Origin of the sequence: Brachyspira alvinipulli ATCC 51933, assembly GCF_000518245.1 — a bacterium.
Lineage (GTDB): Bacteria > Spirochaetota > Brachyspiria > Brachyspirales > Brachyspiraceae > Brachyspira > Brachyspira alvinipulli.
The window spans coordinates 234,908-256,371 of the sequence record NZ_KI912404.1; the positions used below are offsets into that span (position 1 = coordinate 234,908).

Consider the following 21,464-nt stretch of genomic DNA (forward strand, 5'->3'; position numbering starts at 1 on the left):
AGCAATTTTAGAGGTTATTTATGGACAAATCAAAAATTTTATTAATATTATCAGTAATTATTTTGGTATGCAGTATTATTGTTGCTAGGTATCAAAGTTCTACAGCATATACTAATTTTACGAATCTTACATCTAAACTTCTTAATACTAATGATACTACATTAAATGAAGATCATAAGCCTGTAGAAGAGAATGTTTATTATAATCCTTTCGGCGGCGAGTATGGAGAGAATAGGCCATTCGATACTGTATTAACTAATCAAGGAGATTTGTATTATGATCCTTTTGGCGAAGGTTTACAGTATGTTACAGAAAAACCAGAATCAATAGCTGGTATTACTCCAAGCAATCAGAATGAAAATACAACAGATACCACAGAAACATATTCATCAGATACATATACAGCAGAAGATGATCTTAATATGATAAATAGTATGATGAATAATAATCAAGTAAGTTTGTTTAATGCGGATACTACAGCTAATGCTAATGTTCCGGATACTGCATCTGTGGCAAGCGGTTTTGATTATACAGAAACTACAACAGTTCAAAGTAATAATAGCGTAGTACAATCATCAGTAGTTTCTAATAATTCTCAAGCTAATAATTCAAGTACTACTAATACAAATACATATAGTTCTTATAAAGGAATAATGAAAGATATTATACAGCTTAATTTATTAAATAATTCTAATCAGGTGAACGGACCTAATAATAACAATAATGATCCTTATTATAATGATCCATACTATAATAATGACCCATATAATAATGGAGATCCTTATTATAATAATAACCAATACAATAATAATGATCCTTATAATAGCGATCCTTATTATAACAATAACAGTACTTATTCTGATCCTTATGCAGCAGATAATAATACAGCAGCTGCAGCAGACTATAATACAGCAAATACTTATGATGCTATTTCTTCTCTTCCAGCTGCAATACAAAATAATATAAGAAAATCTTTTCCTAATAAACAGGTAAGTTATGTAGCATATGATGACTGGGATGAGATAAAAGTATCTTTATCAGATGGTACTCAAGTAGAATATCATCCAGCAGGATACTGGAAAGAAATACAAAGCTATAATGGAATACCAGCATCAGCATTTCCTCCTGCAGTTTATAGAACAGCTAAAAGATATTATCCTAATGCTTTAATATATAAAGCTGAAAGAGATAATGGACGTTTTGAACTTAAACTCAATAATATGATGGAAATTTATATAAGCGGTTCTGGTGCTTTTTTAGGCAGAGAATACGATGATTGATTTAATCATATAAAAAACTCAACTTTAAAGGGCATGAAGAAAAATAAAAAATCTTCTTGTCCTTTTTATATTTAACTAATCATATAATTATTAAAAAATAGAATAACAGTTATTGACATTATGTTTATAATTATGTAAACTATAATATGTTTACTAAATTAGAGAAGGTATTTGTATAATGGTTATAGTGAAAGTAAATGATTTAATGCAAAAAGTATATGATAAATTCAAAGCAGCAGGAGTATCAAATGAACAGGCTTCTATTGTAACAGATTTATTAATTTACGCTGATCTAAGAGGCATACATTCTCATGGAGTTTTAAGAGTTGAACATTATATAGAAAGAATAAAAGCGGGCGGAATAAATTTAAATTCAAAATTCAATATAGAAGTAAAAAAGCCTTCTTTTGCATTGATGGATGCTGACGGCGGATTTGGACATGTTGCAACGCAGTATGCTATGGAATGGGCTTTAGAAACAGTTGAAAAACAGGGTATTGCTTTAATAGGAATAAAAAATAATAGTCATGCAGGTGCTTTAGGCTATTATAATAAAATGGCTATATATCAAAATAAGGTTTCTTTAATAATGGTTAATACTGATCCTTGTGTTATACCTTTTGGAGGAAAGAGGTCTTTTTTTGGTACTAATCCTATAAGTTATGGTTTTCCTGGTAAAAAAGATTTTATACTTGGGGATATGGCAACAAGTGAGGTATCATTAGGACGCATATTTACAGCAAGAGAAAATAATGAAACAGTACCTATGCATTGGGGAGTTGATGAGAATGGCAATCCTAGTTCAAATCCCCATGAAATAAAATATGTTGTGCCTTTTGGAGGAGTTAAGGGATATTTAATAATGACTATGGTTGAAGCTTTTACCGGGCTTTTAATAGGACAAGTTTACTGCAATAATCTAGTAAAAATGTATGGCGATATGGATAAAAAAAGAAATCTTTCTACATTTATACTTGTTATTGATCCTACCGTTTATAATGATTTGGATACTTATTTAAATACTGTGCAGTCATTTATTGATGATATAAGAAAAGAACCTGCTTTAAAAGAAGGAGAAACTATATCAGTACCGGGGGAGAGAAAAGAATCTTGTTCTTTTGATTATTTAAAAAATGGAATACCTTTATCTGAACATGTTTATAAATATATTTTTGACAAATAAATTTTAGGTATCATTAAATGAATGATTTATACAATATTCTTTCAAAAGAATTTGAAAAATTAAAGAATGAAAAAGAAGCTGTACCAATGGCTAAGTACATGAAAAATAATTTTGAGTTTTTAGGTATTCATTCAAAGGAAAGAAAAGAAGCTGAGAAAAAAGTATTTAAAACAATTCCAAAAGAACAAAAAGAGTTTATTGATTTTAATTTTACAAATAAATGCTATGATAATAAATACAGAGAATTTCAGTATGCTGCTGTAGATTATCTAATCTTAAAAAATAAATATTTAAATAAAAATCATATAGAAAAATTAAAAGAATATGCTCTTACAAAATCTTGGTGGGATAGTATAGATTTTTTAGACAGGATAATCGGTGATATTGCTTTAAGAGATGAAACAGTTAATGATATACTTTTAGAGTGGTCTTTATCCGATAACATTTGGCTTAGAAGAATTGCTATAGATCATCAGCTTTTAAGAAAAGATAAAACTAACACTGAATTATTAGAAAAAATAATAATAAACAATTTAAACAGCAAAGAGTTTTTTATAAACAAAGCTATAGGCTGGTCTTTAAGGGATTATAGTAAAACTAATCCTAATTGGGTTCGTAATTTTATACAAAAACATAAAGAAAATATGGCTAATCTCAGCATCAAGGAAGCTAGCAAGTATATTTAATTTATTATTGTTGCTAGTGATAAACTCGCTAAGAAATAGCTGACAACTTCCTTCGTCAGTTATCAGCTGCTCGTTTATCACTTTAAAACTCATAATTATAAAATTCAGTACCCGCCCAAGTGTTTATTAGTTTTAAAATTTATTTAATACATTTCTGCCAAAAACTAAATTTTTGATTAATATTAAAACTACCAACTTGAAAATACCAAAAAATGAAATATATTATTTTTATAATAAGAAATTATTTGAGGTAAAATATGTTATCATCAGAAGAATATTATGAAGAAGGTATTAATTATCATGAGGAAGGAAAATACAAAGAAGCTATAGAATCTTTTGATAAAGCAATAGAGCTTGATAATACTCAATTAAGATATTACAATGCTAGAGGCATATCTAAAAATAGTTTAGAAGAATATGAAGAAGCTATTAAGGATTATGATAAAGCTATAGAGTTAAATCCTAACAATAGTTCAGTATATAATAACAGAGGAAACTCTAAATCAGATTTAAAACAATACGAAGAGGCTATCAAAGATTATGATAAAGCTATAGAATTAGACCCTAATAATACTCATGCTTATGTCAATAGAGGAAATTCTAAGGCTTATTTAAAACAATATAAAGAATCTATTGAAGATTATAACAAAGCTATAGAATTAGATCCTAATGATAGTACAGCTTATTACAACAGAGGAATTTCTAAAGCAGATTCAAAACAATATGAAGAATCTATTGAAGATTATAATAAAGCCATAGAGTTGGATCCTAATAATAGCTCTATTTATAATAATAGAAGTGTCAGTAAATTTAATTTATGTCGATATGAAGACGCAATTAAAGATTGTAAAAGATCTTTAGAATTGAAGAATAATAGCATAGTTTAGAAAATATTCAATATAAATATGGTTTGAAATGAACTTTACGCACGGTGGGCAAAATTAACAATATAATAAAATTTGAAATTACTATAAAACCATATTTATAACTTTGCTCTGCGTGCGGTGTATGCATTATAAATTTAAAAAAAAATTTGGGTGGGCGTTAACAATTCTATTTAAACTTCTAAGAAATGAAAAACAATAATTGCAAATTAAAATAGTAAGTCTAGAGAGTTGGCAGCAAAAATAACAGAGAAAATAAAAAAGAAAAGAAAAATCATAAATGCAAATAAAAATAAAAAGAATAAAGGGTGGCAAATGAAAATAAATTTTAAAGCTTTATTTACATACTCCCATTAAAATTTAATGCTTCATTTTGAATTTAATATTAATTATATTTATAGCTTAATTAGAAATTTTAGCTCCCAAGTATTGAATAAATTTAAGAATTTATTTTAATAATGATTGATAAAATTATTTTATATAAAATTAGCACTTTTGCAACTTTTGCGGCGGGAAAAGTTGATAAAAAATAACTTTAAAACTTTATTTACATACCCCGCCCTTTAAAGTTTATTGTTTTATTTTGAATTTAATATTAATTATATTTGTAGTTTAATTATAATTTGTTGTCACCCGCCCAAGTTTTAATTAAATTTATAGTTCTAATTAACGTACGTTTAATTAATAGTTTTTTATTGTTAAAATTTGATTATTAATTAATATATATTTATAATTTTATTCTGCGTGCGGTAATTAATTATGAAATATTTTGAAAATAAAGAGGGTAATATATTTTTTATTAGGGATGAATATAACCCAAAATTATGGTTAGGCGGCGAAGTTAAAACAATAAAAAACTATGATACTAATAAATGTAATGTATGGATTGTTTATACACCTACAGAAGCGGAGGAAATGATAAGAAAATATAATTATACTGTTTCTTGTAAAAAATAATCGATTAACTTTTGACATAATATAAAATTTTTAGTATATTATATCAGCTATAAAATTACGGAGTTATATATTTTTATATGAAAAAAGAAAAGAATGAAGAAGCTGTAAGACTTGTAAAGGTTATACTTGAATCTGGTTTTGCAAGCAGAAGAAACTGCGAAAAGGCTATAATGTCCGGCAGAGTGAGAGTGAATAATCAGGTAATATTGGATCCTGCATATAGAGTAAAAGAAGAAGATAGTGTTTCTATTGATAGAAATTTAATAAACAGACAAACTAAAAGATATATGGCATTATATAAGCCTATAGGTGTTGTAAGCACTACAAAGTATTTACCTGGAAGAAGAATAATTACAGAATTTTTTAAGGGTATAAATGAAAGATTATTTTATGCCGGAAGACTTGACTCAGAATCAAGAGGAATAATGATAATAACAAACGACGGAGAGTTTGCAAATATTATTACACATCCTTCTTATGAAATATTAAAAGTTTATGATGTTACAGTTAATGGAAAAATAGATTCTGAAAAGCTATTTGAGGCAAGTAAAGGTATTACTATAAAGAATGTAACTTATTCTCCTTTTAAATTTAAAATACTTTCTAAGGGAAGAATACAAAGCAAGATACGCCTTACTATTAATGAAGGTAAAAATAGAGAGATTAGGAAAATTTTTGATCATTTAGGTTATAAAGTTATTGATTTGGAGAGAATATCCGTTGGATGTGTAAGCAAGTATAATGAAATATCCGGTACATTAGAAGCCGGACATATTAGGGACTTAACAGAAGAAGAAATAGCATTCTTTTTTAAACAAAAAGATAAAAAATTAAAAGATATAGAAAATATATTTGCTGATGTTGAAAAATATAATAATATTTCAGAAGAAGAAATTGATATTGAAGAAGAGATAACAATTAAAGATGATAAGCCTGTAAAAAAGCATGATAAGTCAAAATGGGCAAAAGCAAAACCTAAGAAAAAAAGATTAACTTCGGGTAAATTAAAAACATATAAGGGTAAATCTTCAACAGAAAAAAAGTCTGATAAATTAACAAAAAAGAATAAAATTGAAATAACTAATAAAAATATAAAAAAGACTAGCAAAAAAAGATGATTTTTTTATATTTTTTTGATAGCATTTAGTTTTTCAATTTCTTTTGGTATTGATTTTATTTGATTGCTGTTTATTGTTATTTCTTCTAGCTTTTGCAGGTTTTGTATATCTTTACTGATTTTTTTTATTTTATTGAATGATATGTCTATGAACCTAAGGTTGTATAAATAGAATATTTCTTTTGGTAAATAATTAATATTACAGCTGCTTATATCAAGTTCTTTCAATTTGATAAGTTTATAAATATTTTTATCTATTTTATGAATATAGTTATTAGAAATATTTAAATATTCCAAATTACTTAAATTATAAATTTCTGCTGGAAGTTTTTTTATTCTATTGGCTGAAATATCAAGTTTTTTTAATTTTTTCAAATTGGAAATTTCTTTTGGTATCTTTTCAATATTATTTAAAGATAAATACATACTTTCTATATTTGTAAGTTTAAAAAATTCATTTGGTATATAATCTATATCTAAATTGCTTAAATTAATTTCTTTAATGTTAAAAATTTCATCTTTGCTCATATTTGATATATCATAAGCATCTTTTTCAATTGACCATTTAATTATTTTTTTAAAATCCGTATCACTAAAGCTCATAATAAAACACCTTTTAATATATTGATATATTAAAATATAATTATGACAAAAAATGACGTAAAAATACATATTTTTATAAATATTTGTATTTTTTTATTATTTGTATATTATAACATATAAAAGATTAAATATTATCAGAATATAAAAATTCTTTGAAATAATCCGGATAATCTATTTCAAATTTCATCATTTGTCCGCTGATAGGATGTTTAAACTCTATTTCTTTGGCTACAAGCATTAATCCATTGTATCTATTAGAGCTTTTTGAATATATTTTATCTCCTGCAACCGGAAAGCCTTTGTATGAAGAATGTACTCTTATTTGATGAGTTCTGCCTGTTTTAAGATTTATTTCTATTAGGGTATGATTTTTAAATCTTTTAATAACTTTTATATAGGTTAGGGCGTCTTTACCGTCTTCTCTAACAGTCATTTTTTTCCTATAAACAGGATGTCTTCCTATAGGTAAATTTATCTCTAAAAAATTTTCTTTTAATACGGATATTACTACTGCATGATATATCTTTTTTATAGTTCTGTTTTTAAATTGTTCTTGTATTTTTGCAACTATATCAGCATTCTTTCCAATAATCATAAGTCCGGAAGTATCCTTATCCAGTCTATGTATAATACCTGCCCGGCTTTTATTTCCTAAAAAAACAAAATCTTTTATATGATAAAGCAAGCCATTTACCAAAGTACCATTCATCTCTGATGATGAGCAATGAACACTCATATTTGCAGGCTTATTTATTACTAGAAGATGTTTATCTTCATAAACTATATCTAAATCAATATTCTCTGGTGCAGGACTTTCTATATCTGTTTCATCATCATCAATATTATCTAAATTAATTGTAATTTTATCATTAAGTTTTAATGAATATGATAATTTTTTTTCAGAATCATTTACCATTATAGAAGACATGTAATTTTTTACTTGGCTTCTTGTAATATTTATCTTCTCACTTATAAATATATCCAATCTTTTACCTGTATCTTCTTCTGTAATAATAAATGACTTTGCAGTATTGTTATCATTCATATTTTTTAATTATTTTCTTCAATATTAGTTTTTTTATTTTTATCGAAATCTTCTTTGAATATGAATACTCCTATTGCTATTATACATATACCTATTGTAATAGAAGCATCAGCTATATTATAATTATAAGGGAATCTAATAGTTTCATTAAATCCCATGCTTATAAAATCTGTTACATATCCTCTCATAATTCTATCAACTAGATTTCCCATAGCTCCTCCTAGAACCATAGTAAAACCTATCATAGATAATCTCTGTTTTTTTACATTTATTGAAATCATTATAAAAAAAACTATAATCATAGCAGCAAATACAACTACTTTTAATAATTCAGGTATTATATGCTTTATAGTTTCAGGTACATTATTAAGAAATCCGAATGATACGCCGTAATTTCTTGTATATATAAATATTAATATATCTCCTATAACTCTCTTTATTACAATTTCCTGCAAATACTTATCTATAAAATATTTTGATATTGTGTCAGCTATAAATATCAATACAGCTATTATAAAATATATTTTCTTTTCTTTGATTTCTTCTAATACTTTATTAAATTTTATCATGTTTTATTGTTCTCTATATTTTAGTTTTTATTTTAATTTGAAATCATAATTTATATTAATAAAAATTACAAGCATAATTTATAAAATTGTTGCTTTTAATATTTAAGTATTATATAATAACAAAAATAAAAATCTAAGAGTAAATGGTAACAAATTATGAAAAAAATCAATTTATGTTTATTAGGTGCCTCCGGTGCCGTTGGTCAAGAGATGCTTAAGGTATTAGAAGAAAAAAATTTTCCTATTGAAAACTTGAGATTATTGGGAAACAGTTCAGCAGGTCAAAAAGTTTCTTTTAAAGGTCAGGATTATACTATTGAAAAAGTTTCTAAAGATTCTTTTAAAGATATGGATATTACATTAGTTGCAGTTGGTGCAGATGAGAGTAAAAAATATTCTCCATTAGCAGCAGCAGCAGGAAGTATAGTTATAGATAACAGCAGTGCTTTTAGAATGGATAAAGATGTCCCTTTAGTAGTTCCTGAAGTAAATCCAGAAGATATAGTTAATAGAAAAAAAGGAATAATAGCTAATCCTAACTGTTCTACAATAATAGCTTTAGTGGTATTAGCTCCATTGCATAAGTATGGAAAAATTACTCGTGTTATAGCTTCTACTTATCAGGCTGTTTCAGGTGCTGGCAAAGCAGGTATGGATGAATTAAAAGAACAGATTAAAGATCTTAGTCAAGGTAAAAAACCAACTTCAAAGACATTCCCATATCAGATAGCATACAATTTGATACCTCGTATAGATTCTTTTGATGAAAAAAATTGGTATACTAAAGAAGAATTGAAAATGACTAATGAAACAAGAAAAATGCTTCATGATCCTAAAATAGCTATAAGCTGTACTTGTGTAAGAGTTCCTGTTGAAAGAAGTCATAGTGAATCTATAACAGTAGAAACACAAAAGAAAATTTCTGCTAAAAAGGCAAGAGAATTATTAGAAAAAGCAGATGGAGTTAAAGTTGTAGATAATCCTCTTAAAGAAAAATATCCTATGCCTTTAGATACTTCAAATCAGGATTTAGTATTTGTAGGAAGAATCAGAGATGATATAAGTGCTAAAAACTCTTTAACATTCTGGTGTGCAGGCGACCAAGTTAGAAAAGGTGCTGCTACAAATGCTGTTCAAATAGCTGAATTAGTATTAAAAGAATTAGAAGCAAAAGAAAAATCAAAAGATTCTAAAAAAGTTAAAGATACTAAAAAAACAGCTTCATCAGCAAAAAAGACTACAAGAAAGCCTTGTGTTAGAAAAACAACAAAAAAATAATAATAATTTTTTATAGAAATTGTAAAGGAGTCCTAATTTAAAATAGGCTCCTTTTTTTATAGTTGATATTGAAAAAAATATAACTTGTACTATACTAGAAAATAATTTAATTTTTTAATAAATGAAGGATTTTAATATGACAATTCAAGAAGAATATTTTTCTAATTTATCCAAAATATTAAAAGAAAAGTTTAATAATAAAGGTTTTGCATTTGATAGTTTTTCAAATAAGGATGAAGCTAAAAAGTTTATTATGTCACTTATCAAAAAAGATGATGTAATAACTTTTGGAGGAAGTACATCTGTTAATCAAATGGGTATACTTGAAGATTTAAAAAGCTATAAAAATTTTATTGACAGAAACAATAAAGATATAAAAGCGGAAGCCGAATTAAAGGCTTTCAGCAGTGATGTTTATTTATGTTCTGCTAATGCTGTAACAAAAAATGGAGATATAATAGCTATAGATGGTACAGGAAATAGGGTAGCTGCTATTATTTACGGGCCTAAGAAAGTATTTTTAGTTGTTGGAAGAAATAAAGTTTGTAATAATGAAAAGGATGCTTTGAAGAGGGCTAAAGACGTTGCGGCAGCTGAAAATTCTATAAGATTTAAAATGGATAATCCTTGCTGTATTAATGAAATGATTTGCAATGATAACTGTGATATAGATAAAAGATTATGTGCCTATACTGTTATAATTAATAAATGTCATATAAAAGATAGAATACATATAATATTTATAGATGAAGAATTAGGATTTTAACTTTTACTATAAAAAATTTAAAGTTATCAATTAATTTAATTGATAACTTTAAATATATATATATTTTTTTTTTAATATAAAACTTTGCTCTTATATTTTTCAAATAAAGTGCCTGAAAAATCTGTGCTTTTTATAGCCTCTTTTAATCCTGATAAATCAATATTATATTCATCACCGTAATCATTCGGTCTTATAGTCATATTTGTACTTTTTAGTAATTTCTTGAAAAAATCTACAGTTTCTTTTTCCTGAACCAATCCGAATGTAGGAGAAATAGTAAAGAGTATATCAAAATTATCTTTTGATGATCTCATTATAGGCTCTACAGAATAATAATCTGAATCATTAAATTTATACTGTACTATAGGTTTATTCTCATCTATATCATCTTTATACCATGTTAAAGTTATATTAAATTGATTAGTTCTTGAAGCTATATAAATTTCAAGGTTTTTATCAACATCAAGTGATACTGTAACCGTTTTTGCAGTTGTATTATCATAAGTTATAGTTCTTACTTTCCATTTGTCATAGTATTTGGTTACTGCTGCTGGAAATAATTGCATGCTGAATATAAATAATATTATAAATATAAATTTCTTCATTTTGTAAACCTCATCATACATATTATTATATACTTTTAGTTTGTTTTTGTCAAAGTATTAATATAATAATTTTTTTATGCTATTATACCAATTTATTATATATTTTTTAAAGTCTTCATACTTTATTCTTTGTTTTTCCATTTCATCTATATGCCATGGAGTGATCATATTTCCTAATTCTTTTATTTCGTTTAAATTATCATTTTTAACATTTTCGATAAATGTTTCTATCTTTTTTATAAGCTCTTCTTTATTAACATTTTCTATTATATGATTATCTATTTTTATATTATTTTTATTATACTCATTATTACAATCAAAATTATATATTTTAACGTTATTTATTTTAGCGGATTCTTTTGTTAATGTAAATATATCTATTGTATTAATGAGTTCTTGTACTAAAGATTCAAAATGCATTTTATAGCTCATTAAAGATGAAGATGTATTTCTATAAATTCCATCATAACATTCCTGTTTCTGATTATCATTAAGACGTTTATATTTTAGAGTTTCAAATGTCTTTATTTTATTACTATTAATTAAATCTAATGCTATAGCATTTGAATATAATGAATGGCTTTTATCATTCAAATGGCAGAAGTCGCATCCAGCAAGAAGTATATATTTGGGATTAAGCATATAAGCTATTCTTAATGCTGGCATTATTACGCTTCCTTCCATATAGAAATAAATATTATTGTTTTCATTACTGTCTTCTGTGTTATATAAAATTTTCTCTAAACTTTCATCATGTGAGAAATAAAATATTCTTTCATCTTCAATATCAGTTAAAGGAAAAGGGTAGGCACTATGTGTTGTAAATATTTTTATGTCTTTATTTTCCTTTTTTGTGAGATTCATTATATGTATAGAGGAATAAAATCCTCCATCTGTTGAAACTACAGCATCAGGTTTTATATTATTGTTTATTAATGTATTAAAAGCATGAGATAAAACAATAGTAAAATGTGTTTTAGATAATTCTTTTATTTTATCTATATAATTATCTATAGAAGCACCTGCTGAAACCAGCAATATAGGCACTTCTTTTTTTAGTATATTATGATATGTTTTTATAGAGTATCCTCTATTGAAATGCATATTATATAATATATTACGTGACCATATAGGGGCAAAATAGTAATTTGATGTGAGGGACATTAATTTTTCTTTTATACTATTTGCCAAGCATATATTAATATTATCATAATATTCTGAAGTTTCTTTATCAATATTTGAAGCTCTTACATGCCTTATATATACTATTTTTTTTGTATCAGTATCATTCATATAAAAGTTAAAGAATGCTAATATATTTTCTATATCCTCATTGAGAATTATTATTATATTTTCTGAATATTTAATTTCAATATTTTCTAAAATGAGTTTAACAATTTCAATATCTTTTTCTATTATTATAGCTTTATTGTTTTCATTAAGAGATAAAAAATATTCTATATGATAAAAAGAAGCTATAGATAAAAATATTCCTATATGAGCATTATTATCTTTTATAAATTGTTCTATTAATCTTTTGCCCTCATCAATAGGGGCATAGGTTGATGTTAATGGTTTATTATTAAATAATATACTTATTAAATTATTCTTTGTTAATTTAATTTTATATTTTTCGCTGCTGTTTGTATAATCTTTTAACTTATTTACAGCTCTAAAGTTATACTTATTCTTCTGCAGTTTTTTTATATTATCATTGAAAATATTATTGTTCATTTCCATAGCTCTAGTATATTAGAATATACCATATTTTTCTATAAGTTCATATATAGAATCTTCATCATCTTTGAGTTTATTATATATAATTAATTCAGGCCTATATTCAAAATGTATGGTATCATAATTATGCCATTTTCCGCCCCATATAAATCCATACTTTTCAAATACTTTTACAACTTCTTTAGGAGGATGCCATCTTTTATCATAAGGTACAGCATACCAAGCCTTATTATTAACTCTAGTCCAAACCCAATATATTTGCTTACCATAATTTTTTTTAGGTAAAGTATCAAAAGCAACTCCATAACTATGATAGCTTCTGCTTGCACTTTTTGATATTATTTTCCATACATATCCGCTCACAATTTTTAGAGAATCCAAAAACTCATCAACCTCTTTATTTGTTTGAGCAATAAGTTTAACTTCCATACTTACATTTGAAAGAGGCTCATAAACGTAGTCATGTACTCTTACTCTATGACCTAAAATACTTACAGTATTTATATGCTTAATCATATTTCTTTCAGTTGTACCATCATATAAAGTATCTAAAAATTTATTGTTTATGTATTTGCTATTGTTTACCCTTCTTTTATAATAATCTTCAAGTTCTTTTGTTCTTTCTGGTGTTTCCTGCTGTAATTCCGGAAGTCTGTCTATTGGATATGAATAAAAACCAAAAGGTATATAATTGTCTTGATTTGTCATATCTTCATCTGTTAATAATTTTCCATTAGCCCAATTGAACCATATTCCATCTAAGTAGAACCCTAATTCACGGTTTTTTATCATAGGAGGAGATATTCTATTTGAATAGGCTAAATGCAATGATATAGTTTCTATAGCACCAGGTCTTATTATCATATCTCTTCTTATTCTTGCTTTTTCTTCTTCTATTTTTTTCTGTTCTATATCAAGTGCTATATTAGGAAGTATACTCACTGTGTTATTCATATATATAACACCAACAGCTGTTATTGAAGACACTACTACACTTATTAATATTATGATTATAAGTTTATATTTAAATCCGGAACTTGCTTTCAAAATAAAGCTTATAAGTGCCATTATAACTAATATTACAACTATTAATAATACATATTGTAAAATTTCCATAAATTATATTTAATTATCTCTCTATTTTATAAAGTTAACATAATAATAACATGTTTTTTTATTTAATTCAATTATTAATTATCGTTAAAAACGATAAAATACTTAATAGTAACATTTATCAAAAAAGTATTTTATTTATATAGATTTAATGAAGAAGAAAGATTGGGCGATGACGGGCTCGAACCGCCGACCTAGTGCTTGTAAGGCACCCGCTCTCCCAGCTGAGCTAATCGCCCTTTCATTGAAACGTGTAAATATATTACCATGCTATGATAAAAATGTCAAGTGCATAAATGAAACAAATTTTATAATTTTGATAATAAATAAGGCATGCATATAAATGCACACCTTATTATTGTATATTATTTAGAATTCATATTATACATTAGCATAAGCAGGCTCATTGCTATTTTCGCTGCTGCTGTTATTTGTATTTTCTTCTTCCAATGCTTTTCTTTTCATTTTTCTATATATATAGATATACATAATTGAAGCCATTATTACTGTAACTATATCAGCTATAGGCTGAGCCCATATAATACCTTTGATACCGAATAATTTTGTACCTATCAGTATAGTAGGCACAAATGCTATACCTTGTCTGCTTATAGAAAGTATTAGGGAAGGAATAGATTTTCCTAATGCTTGGAATGTGGACATAAATACAAATTGGAAGCCTATTATAGGTGCTATTGAGTAACTTGCTACTAGGAATTTTACTCCATAATCAATTACCTCTTCATTATTAATAAATAGCTGAACAGATGCTCTTCCTAATATTAAAGATAAACATAAAAGTAAACATCCTATTAGAACACTTGCAACACATGATATTTTTATAGCAGCATTCATCCTTTTATAATTTTTTGAAGCGAAATTATATCCTACAAAAGGCTGAAGTCCTTGAGAAAGCCCGATAAATACCAATACAACAAGAGTAAATATTCTCTGAGCCACTCCTAGTCCTGCCACAGCATTGTCGCTATATCCTGCAGCTAAGTTATTTATTAATATGTTTGAAGCACTCATAAGTATATTGTTAATTGAAACAGGTATTCCTATTGCAAATACATTTGAAAGTATATCTGATTTTATAGAAAAATCTTTAAAATGTATTGATAGGAAAGATTTTTTTCTTAATATGTGATAGATGTAATAAACAGTAGAACAAGCATTTCCTATTATTGTAGCAAGAGCAGCACCAGCAACCCCCATATTCATATAAAGTATCATAATAGGGTCTAATACAATATTTACTACAGTACCAATCATCATACCTATCATAGCCTCTTTTGAAGAACCTTCTGCACGTACAATCTGTCCCATAGCCATTTGATTTACTACGAAAGGAGCTCCTAATGCTACTATTATTAAATAGTCCTTAGAAAATTGATAAGTGTTTTGGCTTGCTCCTGATATCTTTAATATATCTTTCATAAATATTAAATATACTGCCATTGAGATGAATCCTACTATAATACTAGCATAAAAACCAAAAGCAGATATCTTTTTTACACTTTCATAATCTTTAGAACCTAATTTTCTTGATATGTAAGAACCTCCGCCTATACCGAATATATTACCAAAAGCCATAAGAAGCAAATATATTGGCATACATAATGATACAGCGGCTACCTGATTCGGATCTCCTGTCTGTCCTACAAAGAAAGTATCTACCATATTATAAAAAACATTTACTAACATTCCTAATATTGTTGGAAGTGCTAGCGTAATTAGAGCTTTGTGTACAGGATAATTTTCAAATAATTCTATTTTTTTATCTGTCATACGTTTGTACCTCCTATTATTATTTTAATATATATTGTATGCTATATATTAAAATATAGCAAGCTATATAATAGTGATTTTTAACTGTATTTACAGATATATTCTTGTATGTATAATACATTTATAACAAATTATTCATAATATGCATATACTCCTCTTTCTCTTGAGGCATCATAATCTTCTTTTAATTTCATAGAATATTTTTCTTTTGAATTAATAAATCTCAAACATGATTTTATAGCTTCTTTTGTAAGAGGAGGAACATCGCTTCTATTTAACGTTTCTTCTACATCAAGCCAAATAACCTCGCTGTTCTCCTCATCATTAACTTTAGCTTCTCCTGAAATATATTCTGCTCTGAATGCTAAATACCAATCATCAGCAGTAAAACGCATAGACACTATTTCCAATGCCTTTACTTTTACATTGGTTTCTTCCAATACCTCACGTTCTGCAGCTTCAGCAGGCAGTTCTCCTTCATTGATAAATCCTCCCGGTATTATAAGAAGTCCGTTTCCTCTTCCGTAATTATGGCGTCCAAGCAATACCTTACCGTCTTTTATAACAACACATCCGACACCTTTGCCGAATATCATTCTTTCATTAGTAGAAAATGCCATTTTTTTGTATCCTCTTTTTTATTGAATTTTATTTCTAATATATATTCATCTTTTTTACTGCATGCCGCTTCATTTGATATTCTGTTTAATCCGTAAGGCTCTAAATATAAAGCAAGTATATTATTATCATCTTCAGAAGTTATTACTGGTATTTTTTTTCTAAAGCTATTGGGTATTTTTAAATCTATAAAAATCTTCCTTAAACTTTTTTTATGATTATCAGGATAAGCAAATAAAATATCTCCGTATCTTCTTTTTCTTATTATTATAGGGTATTTTATTTTTATATAAATATTATCTCTATAATTAATATTTTTATTTAAAATAGTTTTTATTTCAACTTCTTTATCTAAAAAATTATATATTCCGTCTTTTTCTATTTTTATATAGTCATTAACTATATTTTTATCAGATATTTCTTCCATACTTTTTATATTAATAAAATCATAATCTTTTATTAAATAAAAATTATCAAGTCTTAATTTTATATTTGTATTTTTTGATTTTATTATATTTATTATTTCAGCAACTCTTTTTTCACTTATTTCTATATTATTTTTAGCTAACAGCTTAATAATTATTCTGCTTGTAAAAATATAATTCATACTTTTTATTTTTTTTATGCTAAGAGTTTTATTATTATTTGAAATATTTTTTTTGTATAAAAGATCAGTTTTTTTTCTTAATATTACAGCTTCATCATAGCTTCTTTTGGCAAATCTTATAATATTTGTTTTTGCTTTTGTATTTATTTCTTCAAGCATTGGTATTATTAAATTTCTTATTTTATTTCTTGCATAATAATTTTTTTTATTTGAAGAATCTTCTCTATGTTCAAGGCCGTTATTTTTTGCATACTCTTCTATATCTTTTCTGTAGAAATTAAGTATAGGTCTTAAAACATAACCCTTTTTTTCTCTAAGGCTTTTATAAACATTGGTTCCGGCACCTTTGATCATTCTGTATATTATAGTTTCAACTAAATCATCCTTATTATGTGCTATTAATAAATAATCATATATATTTTGTTTATAAAGCTCTTCAAAAAAATTATATCTGTCATTTCTAGCTTCAAGCTGTACATTCTTTCCATCATAGCTATTAGGCTCTATTTCTTTAACATATATTTTTATATTATATTTTTCAGCCATACTGCAGGCAAATAATTCATCATTTGTTGAATCTTCGCCTCTGAGATTATAATTAACATGTATTATAATCAAATTAAATGATAATTTTTCTTTTAGTCTGTATGCCAAATTAAGCATAACCTGAGAGTCTATACCTCCGGAGTAGGCAACGGCTAAAGTTTTTTCTTTTATATTATCTATATTGTGTATTAAAAATTCTTCTGTTTCTTTCAGCATGTAAATTACCGTATTAGTATCTTATTATAAGAGTATATCATAATATTATTATTTTTTATATAACTGCAATTTTATTTGAAAGAATATGATTGTTAGTATATAACAGATGTATTAGACTGATTATTATTAATTAATACCTCATAATATGAAGTTTTTGATTTTTCTAAATGTTTTTTCATAAAATCAGAAGCTTTATCTAAATTATTTTTTTCTAGTTCATCAATTATACATTTATGTTCATTATATGTTTCTTCTAATCTTTTAGAATTATGTCTTCCGCTTAAGAATCTTAAACGTGAATTTTGATTATCAATATCATTATATGTACGTAAAAAATAAGAATTTGAACATTTTGACATTAATTTAAAATGAAATTCATTATCATAAATATAATATTCTGTACCGTTTGATTCTATTGTAGCCTTAATTTTTTCATTTAATTCTTTTAACTCATTTATTAATTCTAACTCAATATTTTGACAGTAATTTAATATAATATATGGTTCTAATAATAATCTTGCTTCAAATATCATTTCTACATCATTAATAGAAAATGATGATACTAAAAATCCTTTTTTTGGGAATATTTTTATCAAGTTTTCCTGTTCAATTCTACTTAAAGCATCTCTAACAGGTGTTCTGCTCATTTTTAAATCAGCACATATTATATCTTCATTCAAAAATGCATTTGGTTTATAATCGCATGTTAATATCTTATTTTTAATAGTATTGTATGCTATTTGTTTTAAACTTTCTTTACTCATAATTGCCTATAATTAGTATATTAATAATATACAAGAGTTTAAAATAATTTGCAATATATTATCATACTAGTATATCACAAGACATGAAATATTTTTATTATTCCATGTCTTGCATAAATTATAATGTTACACCGTCTTTGAATATTGCAATTTCCTGTTTATTTAAAGATTCACTTTTTGCATGAATATTTCCAGAAGCAACATCTAAAATATATTGAATTAATTTATCTGCTGCACTTTCCATAGTTTCTCCTGTAAGCAATATGCCAGCATCAAAATCTATCCAATTTTTTTTATGTTTAGCTAAATTTGAATTGCTTGATATTTTTATTGTAGGCACAGGAGAAGAAAAAGGAGTTCCTCTTCCAGTTGTAAATAATATGATATGCGAACCGGCTGCAGCGAGTGCATTAGAAGCTATAAGGTCATTTCCAGGAGATTGAAGAAGCATGAGTCCTTTTTTAGATACTATATCTCCATATAAAAGTACATCTTCTATTACAGCATTTCCGCCTTTTTGTACGCATCCAAGAGATTTATCTTCAAGTGTAGTTATACCGCCTTCCTTGTTTCCAGGAGATGGGTTTTCATCAATATGTTCTCCATATTTAATGAAATATGACTTGAAATTATTAATAAGATCTACAGTTTTTTTAAATACTTCTTCGTTTCTGCATCTTGCCATAAGCAGTGTTTCAGCCCCAAACATTTCAGGAACTTCAGTTAGTATTGATGTTCCTCCATGAGATACAATTCTATTTGATATCTCTCCTACAAGAGGATTTGCAGTAATACCGGAAAAACCGTCTGATCCGCCGCATTTCAAACCTATAACTAAATTAGAAATGTCGCATTCTTCTCTATGAAATTTGGAAGCATAAGCACATAATTGTTCTATGATATTTACTCCATCTTCTATTTCATTTTCAGATTCTTGGCAAACTAAAAACTTCACCCGCTCTTCATCATATGAACCTATAACTTCTTTTAATAAAGATATTTGATTGTTTTCGCATCCAAGTCCTATTACTAATACAGCACCTGCATTAGGACTTTTTATTAATCCGCTTAATATTTTTTGAGTATGTAATTGATCATCTCCAAGCTGTGAGCATCCATAAGGATGGCTATATGAAAATATACCATCTATATTATCCGTTTTAAATTTTTGAGAATTTCTAGCTATTTGATCCGCTATGGCATTTACACATCCTACAGTAGGTATAATCCATACTTCATTACGTATTCCTACAGATCCGTTGTTGCGTTTATAGCCCATAAATTTATATTCTTTTTTATTGTTTATAGGCTCTTTAAAATTAGGTTTATAATCATAATTTAGTACTTTGTCCAATTTAGTTCTTATATTATGGGTATGTACCCATTGACCTTTTTTTATATCATTTTTTGAAACACCTATAGGGAAACCGTATTTTATTATATCCTTTCCATTTTCTATATCATAAATTGCTATCTTGTGACCAGCTGGTATATCATCTTCTGCTTTGATTTCTGCGCCGTTGATATTAATAATTTCTCCTTTTGAGATTTTATTTACAGCAACAGCTACATTATCATTTTCATTGATTTTTATAACTGACAGCATATTATTCTCCTATATTCATAAAACTAACTCATCTATGTATTTTTTTATTCCAATTTCTGATATTTTGTTCAAATGATTTACTATGATATCTTTGAATGAAGTTCCTGAAGAATCATGTATTGCTGATAAATCCTCTCCCCAGAAATTTATTTGCTTCATTAATATATCTGCAAATTTATCATTATCTAAATTAGAATTATTAGCAAAGAATTCCAAGACATTGCTGTCATCATGTATTTCATAATTATCATTTCCTCTTTTTCCGATTAGGCAGTTATCTCCTTTCTCAGTGCTTCTATAAAAAGCGGCCAAAGATGCAAATGAAAAAGAAAGCCATTTTGGAAATTTTCCAGTATTTGATATACTGTCTTTTAAAGTAGGAAGTACTCTTGCTTTCCATTTTGATACAGAATTTAAAGAAATAGATAATAATGAATGTTTTACAAAAGGATTCTCAAAACGTTCAAATACAGAATTAGCAAATTCCTCTGATAAATGCACAGTAGGTACAATTTCTTCAAATACGCATTGTTCAAGCTGTTTTCTAATAGATTTATTATCCATACATTCTTTAACATAATCCATTCCGTAAAGATATGCTCCTAATGCCATTGAAGTATGTGCTCCGTTTAATATACGTACTTTTCTTTCTTTAAAAACATTTATATTATCTGTAAATTCAACATTTAATTTATCTGATGAAATATTAAATTTAGAAGATATGCTAGGATCTTCAATAACCCATAAACCAAAAGGTTCAGCTGCTGTTAATAATTCATCTTCATAACCAAGTTTTTCTATTATATCTTCATCTTTTGGGTATCCTGTAACTATTCTGTCTACAAGAGTAGATACAAATTTACAAGAATTATTAACCCATTTAATAAAATCTTCAGATAGTTTCCATAATGTGCAGTAATCTATTACGCATTTTTTTAAAGTTTCTCCATTTTTTTCTATGAGTTCTGCAGGAAGCATTATTAATCCTTTATCATTAGAACCATTAAAAAAATTATAGCGTTCATACAAAAATTTAGTTAATTTAGCAGGAAATGTACTTGGAGGAGAATCTTCAAGTTTATCAGAGTTATTGAATACAATTCCAGCCTCTGTGGTATTTGAAACTACAAATTCTAAACTATCTATATGTGAAAGTTCCATAAAATCAGAATAATTTTTAACAGCACTTATCGTTTTAGATATAGATGTAATTACTCTGTTTTCTTCATAAATATTTCCGTTTTTACGTCCTCTTACAGCAACAGTGTAAATAGAATTTTGATTATCAAATTTTGCTGTTTTATCAGATCTAGGAAGTACTATAACTATATTTCCATTAAATCCTAAAGTTTCATTTGCAATATCTATAGCATAATCAGTAAATGCTCTAAGAAAATTTCCTTCTCCAAATTGCATAACTCTAATAGGACGTTCAGTTACATTATATAAATCTTTTACATTTTTCATAATAAATATCCTAATTAAAAACTATA

The 21,464-nt window shown here is 26.3% G+C and carries 20 protein-coding genes and 1 tRNA gene; 8 read left to right on the forward strand and 13 right to left on the reverse strand.

The features are described from left to right. Nucleotides 1-20: 20 nt before the first annotated feature. The 6 genes from T324_RS17775 to T324_RS0111310 all read left to right on the forward strand — a co-directional run bounded on the left by T324_RS17775 (nt 21) and on the right by T324_RS0111310 (nt 6,108). On the forward strand, nt 21-1,280 hold the full coding sequence (locus T324_RS17775; RefSeq protein WP_051436843.1) for a PepSY-like domain-containing protein: 1,260 nt from the start codon (nt 21-23) through the stop codon (nt 1,278-1,280). 178 nt (nt 1,281-1,458) lie between these two features. Next, a complete protein-coding gene (locus T324_RS0111290; RefSeq protein WP_028330354.1) occupies nt 1,459-2,463 on the forward strand; it encodes an Ldh family oxidoreductase in 1,005 nt (334 codons plus the stop codon). 17 nt (nt 2,464-2,480) lie between these two features. Then, nucleotides 2,481-3,149: a DNA alkylation repair protein gene (locus tag T324_RS0111295; RefSeq protein ID WP_028330355.1), complete on the forward strand. Its 669-nt coding sequence runs from the start codon at nt 2,481-2,483 to the stop codon at nt 3,147-3,149. A 257-nt stretch (nt 3,150-3,406) separates the two neighbouring features. Beyond that, on the forward strand, nt 3,407-4,036 hold the full coding sequence (locus T324_RS17265; RefSeq protein WP_245580694.1) for a tetratricopeptide repeat protein: 630 nt from the start codon (nt 3,407-3,409) through the stop codon (nt 4,034-4,036). Between the two features lie 756 nt (nt 4,037-4,792). After that, nucleotides 4,793-4,990 (forward strand): hypothetical protein, encoded by a 198-nt coding sequence (locus T324_RS0111305; protein ID WP_028330356.1) that lies wholly within the window; start codon nt 4,793-4,795, stop codon nt 4,988-4,990. Between the two features lie 77 nt (nt 4,991-5,067). Then, nucleotides 5,068-6,108, forward strand: a complete 1,041-nt coding sequence (locus T324_RS0111310; RefSeq protein WP_028330357.1) for a pseudouridine synthase — start codon at nt 5,068-5,070, stop codon at nt 6,106-6,108. Nucleotides 6,109-6,113: 5 nt separating this feature from the next. Here the strand turns inward: T324_RS0111310 and T324_RS0111315 are convergent, their stop codons facing one another. The 3 genes from T324_RS0111315 to lspA form a co-directional block, all read right to left on the reverse strand. Beyond that, entirely contained in the window at nt 6,114-6,710 is a 597-nt protein-coding gene (locus tag T324_RS0111315; RefSeq protein WP_028330358.1) for a leucine-rich repeat domain-containing protein, read from the reverse strand. 124 nt (nt 6,711-6,834) lie between these two features. Next, the gene (locus tag T324_RS0111320; RefSeq protein WP_028330359.1) at nt 6,835-7,755 is read right to left on the reverse strand and encodes an RluA family pseudouridine synthase; all 921 of its coding nucleotides are present in this window, start codon (nt 7,753-7,755) and stop codon (nt 6,835-6,837) included. A 5-nt stretch (nt 7,756-7,760) separates the two neighbouring features. Continuing rightward, complete coding sequence (gene lspA, locus T324_RS0111325) at nt 7,761-8,324, reverse strand: signal peptidase II (RefSeq protein WP_028330360.1); 564 nt, start codon at nt 8,322-8,324, stop codon at nt 7,761-7,763. A 156-nt stretch (nt 8,325-8,480) separates the two neighbouring features. On the opposite strand from lspA, the gene T324_RS0111330 reads away from it, so the two are divergent. Further along, nucleotides 8,481-9,602 carry an aspartate-semialdehyde dehydrogenase gene (locus T324_RS0111330; RefSeq protein ID WP_028330361.1) on the forward strand — a complete coding sequence of 374 codons (1,122 nt, stop codon included), beginning with the start codon at nt 8,481-8,483 and terminating at the stop codon, nt 9,600-9,602. A 136-nt stretch (nt 9,603-9,738) separates the two neighbouring features. Then, nucleotides 9,739-10,368: a lactate utilization protein gene (locus T324_RS0111335; protein ID WP_028330362.1), complete on the forward strand. Its 630-nt coding sequence runs from the start codon at nt 9,739-9,741 to the stop codon at nt 10,366-10,368. A gap of 71 nt (nt 10,369-10,439) precedes the next feature. Here T324_RS0111335 and T324_RS0111340 read toward each other — a convergent pair whose 3' ends face one another. The 10 genes from T324_RS0111340 to T324_RS0111385 form a co-directional block, all read right to left on the reverse strand. Continuing rightward, complete coding sequence (locus T324_RS0111340) at nt 10,440-10,973, reverse strand: hypothetical protein (RefSeq protein ID WP_028330363.1); 534 nt, start codon at nt 10,971-10,973, stop codon at nt 10,440-10,442. Between the two features lie 57 nt (nt 10,974-11,030). After that, entirely contained in the window at nt 11,031-12,707 is a 1,677-nt protein-coding gene (locus T324_RS0111345; RefSeq protein ID WP_028330364.1) for a motility associated factor glycosyltransferase family protein, read from the reverse strand. Between the two features lie 18 nt (nt 12,708-12,725). Beyond that, nucleotides 12,726-13,826: a M15 family metallopeptidase gene (locus T324_RS0111350; RefSeq protein WP_028330365.1), complete on the reverse strand. Its 1,101-nt coding sequence runs from the start codon at nt 13,824-13,826 to the stop codon at nt 12,726-12,728. A gap of 163 nt (nt 13,827-13,989) precedes the next feature. After that, nucleotides 13,990-14,062 (reverse strand) — tRNA-Val (locus tag T324_RS0111355). A 142-nt stretch (nt 14,063-14,204) separates the two neighbouring features. Continuing rightward, nucleotides 14,205-15,614: an MATE family efflux transporter gene (locus tag T324_RS0111360; protein ID WP_028330366.1), complete on the reverse strand. Its 1,410-nt coding sequence runs from the start codon at nt 15,612-15,614 to the stop codon at nt 14,205-14,207. Nucleotides 15,615-15,745: 131 nt separating this feature from the next. Continuing rightward, nucleotides 15,746-16,234, reverse strand: coding sequence for an NUDIX domain-containing protein (locus T324_RS0111365; protein ID WP_028330367.1), 489 nt, complete (start codon nt 16,232-16,234; stop codon nt 15,746-15,748). Continuing rightward, the gene (tilS, locus tag T324_RS0111370; protein WP_028330368.1) at nt 16,207-17,601 is read right to left on the reverse strand and encodes a tRNA lysidine(34) synthetase TilS; all 1,395 of its coding nucleotides are present in this window, start codon (nt 17,599-17,601) and stop codon (nt 16,207-16,209) included. The genes T324_RS0111365 and tilS overlap by 28 nt, the downstream gene beginning before the upstream one ends. Before the next feature lie 92 nt (nt 17,602-17,693). Continuing rightward, nucleotides 17,694-18,365: a GntR family transcriptional regulator gene (locus tag T324_RS0111375; RefSeq protein ID WP_028330369.1), complete on the reverse strand. Its 672-nt coding sequence runs from the start codon at nt 18,363-18,365 to the stop codon at nt 17,694-17,696. A gap of 118 nt (nt 18,366-18,483) precedes the next feature. Beyond that, the gene (locus T324_RS0111380) at nt 18,484-19,971 is read right to left on the reverse strand and encodes a UxaA family hydrolase (RefSeq protein WP_028330370.1); all 1,488 of its coding nucleotides are present in this window, start codon (nt 19,969-19,971) and stop codon (nt 18,484-18,486) included. A gap of 15 nt (nt 19,972-19,986) precedes the next feature. Beyond that, nucleotides 19,987-21,438 carry a tagaturonate reductase gene (locus T324_RS0111385; RefSeq protein WP_028330371.1) on the reverse strand — a complete coding sequence of 484 codons (1,452 nt, stop codon included), beginning with the start codon at nt 21,436-21,438 and terminating at the stop codon, nt 19,987-19,989. Nucleotides 21,439-21,464 lie beyond the last annotated feature (26 nt).

Bases quoted from the DNA above. Each gene is read 5' to 3' on its own strand.
- T324_RS0111290 (WP_028330354.1), top strand. From the start codon at position 1,459: ATGGTTATAGTGAAAGTAAATGATTTAATGCAAAAAGTATATGATAAA.
- T324_RS0111305 (WP_028330356.1), top strand. From the start codon at position 4,793: ATGAAATATTTTGAAAATAAAGAGGGTAATATATTTTTTATTAGGGAT.
- T324_RS0111345 (WP_028330364.1), bottom strand. From the start codon at position 12,707: ATGAACAATAATATTTTCAATGATAATATAAAAAAACTGCAGAAGAAT.
- T324_RS0111385 (WP_028330371.1), bottom strand. From the start codon at position 21,438: ATGAAAAATGTAAAAGATTTATATAATGTAACTGAACGTCCTATTAGA.
- T324_RS0111310 (WP_028330357.1), top strand. From the start codon at position 5,068: ATGAAAAAAGAAAAGAATGAAGAAGCTGTAAGACTTGTAAAGGTTATA.
- T324_RS0111365 (WP_028330367.1), bottom strand. From the start codon at position 16,234: ATGGCATTTTCTACTAATGAAAGAATGATATTCGGCAAAGGTGTCGGA.
- tilS (WP_028330368.1), bottom strand. From the start codon at position 17,601: ATGCTGAAAGAAACAGAAGAATTTTTAATACACAATATAGATAATATA.
- T324_RS17775 (WP_051436843.1), top strand. From the start codon at position 21: ATGGACAAATCAAAAATTTTATTAATATTATCAGTAATTATTTTGGTA.
- T324_RS0111375 (WP_028330369.1), bottom strand. From the start codon at position 18,365: ATGAGTAAAGAAAGTTTAAAACAAATAGCATACAATACTATTAAAAAT.
- T324_RS0111330 (WP_028330361.1), top strand. From the start codon at position 8,481: ATGAAAAAAATCAATTTATGTTTATTAGGTGCCTCCGGTGCCGTTGGT.
- T324_RS0111340 (WP_028330363.1), bottom strand. From the start codon at position 10,973: ATGAAGAAATTTATATTTATAATATTATTTATATTCAGCATGCAATTA.
- T324_RS0111320 (WP_028330359.1), bottom strand. From the start codon at position 7,755: ATGAATGATAACAATACTGCAAAGTCATTTATTATTACAGAAGAAGAT.
- T324_RS0111360 (WP_028330366.1), bottom strand. From the start codon at position 15,614: ATGACAGATAAAAAAATAGAATTATTTGAAAATTATCCTGTACACAAA.
- lspA (WP_028330360.1), bottom strand. From the start codon at position 8,324: ATGATAAAATTTAATAAAGTATTAGAAGAAATCAAAGAAAAGAAAATA.
- T324_RS0111380 (WP_028330370.1), bottom strand. From the start codon at position 19,971: ATGCTGTCAGTTATAAAAATCAATGAAAATGATAATGTAGCTGTTGCT.
- T324_RS0111335 (WP_028330362.1), top strand. From the start codon at position 9,739: ATGACAATTCAAGAAGAATATTTTTCTAATTTATCCAAAATATTAAAA.
- T324_RS17265 (WP_245580694.1), top strand. From the start codon at position 3,407: ATGTTATCATCAGAAGAATATTATGAAGAAGGTATTAATTATCATGAG.
- T324_RS0111350 (WP_028330365.1), bottom strand. From the start codon at position 13,826: ATGGAAATTTTACAATATGTATTATTAATAGTTGTAATATTAGTTATA.
- T324_RS0111315 (WP_028330358.1), bottom strand. From the start codon at position 6,710: ATGAGCTTTAGTGATACGGATTTTAAAAAAATAATTAAATGGTCAATT.
- T324_RS0111295 (WP_028330355.1), top strand. From the start codon at position 2,481: ATGAATGATTTATACAATATTCTTTCAAAAGAATTTGAAAAATTAAAG.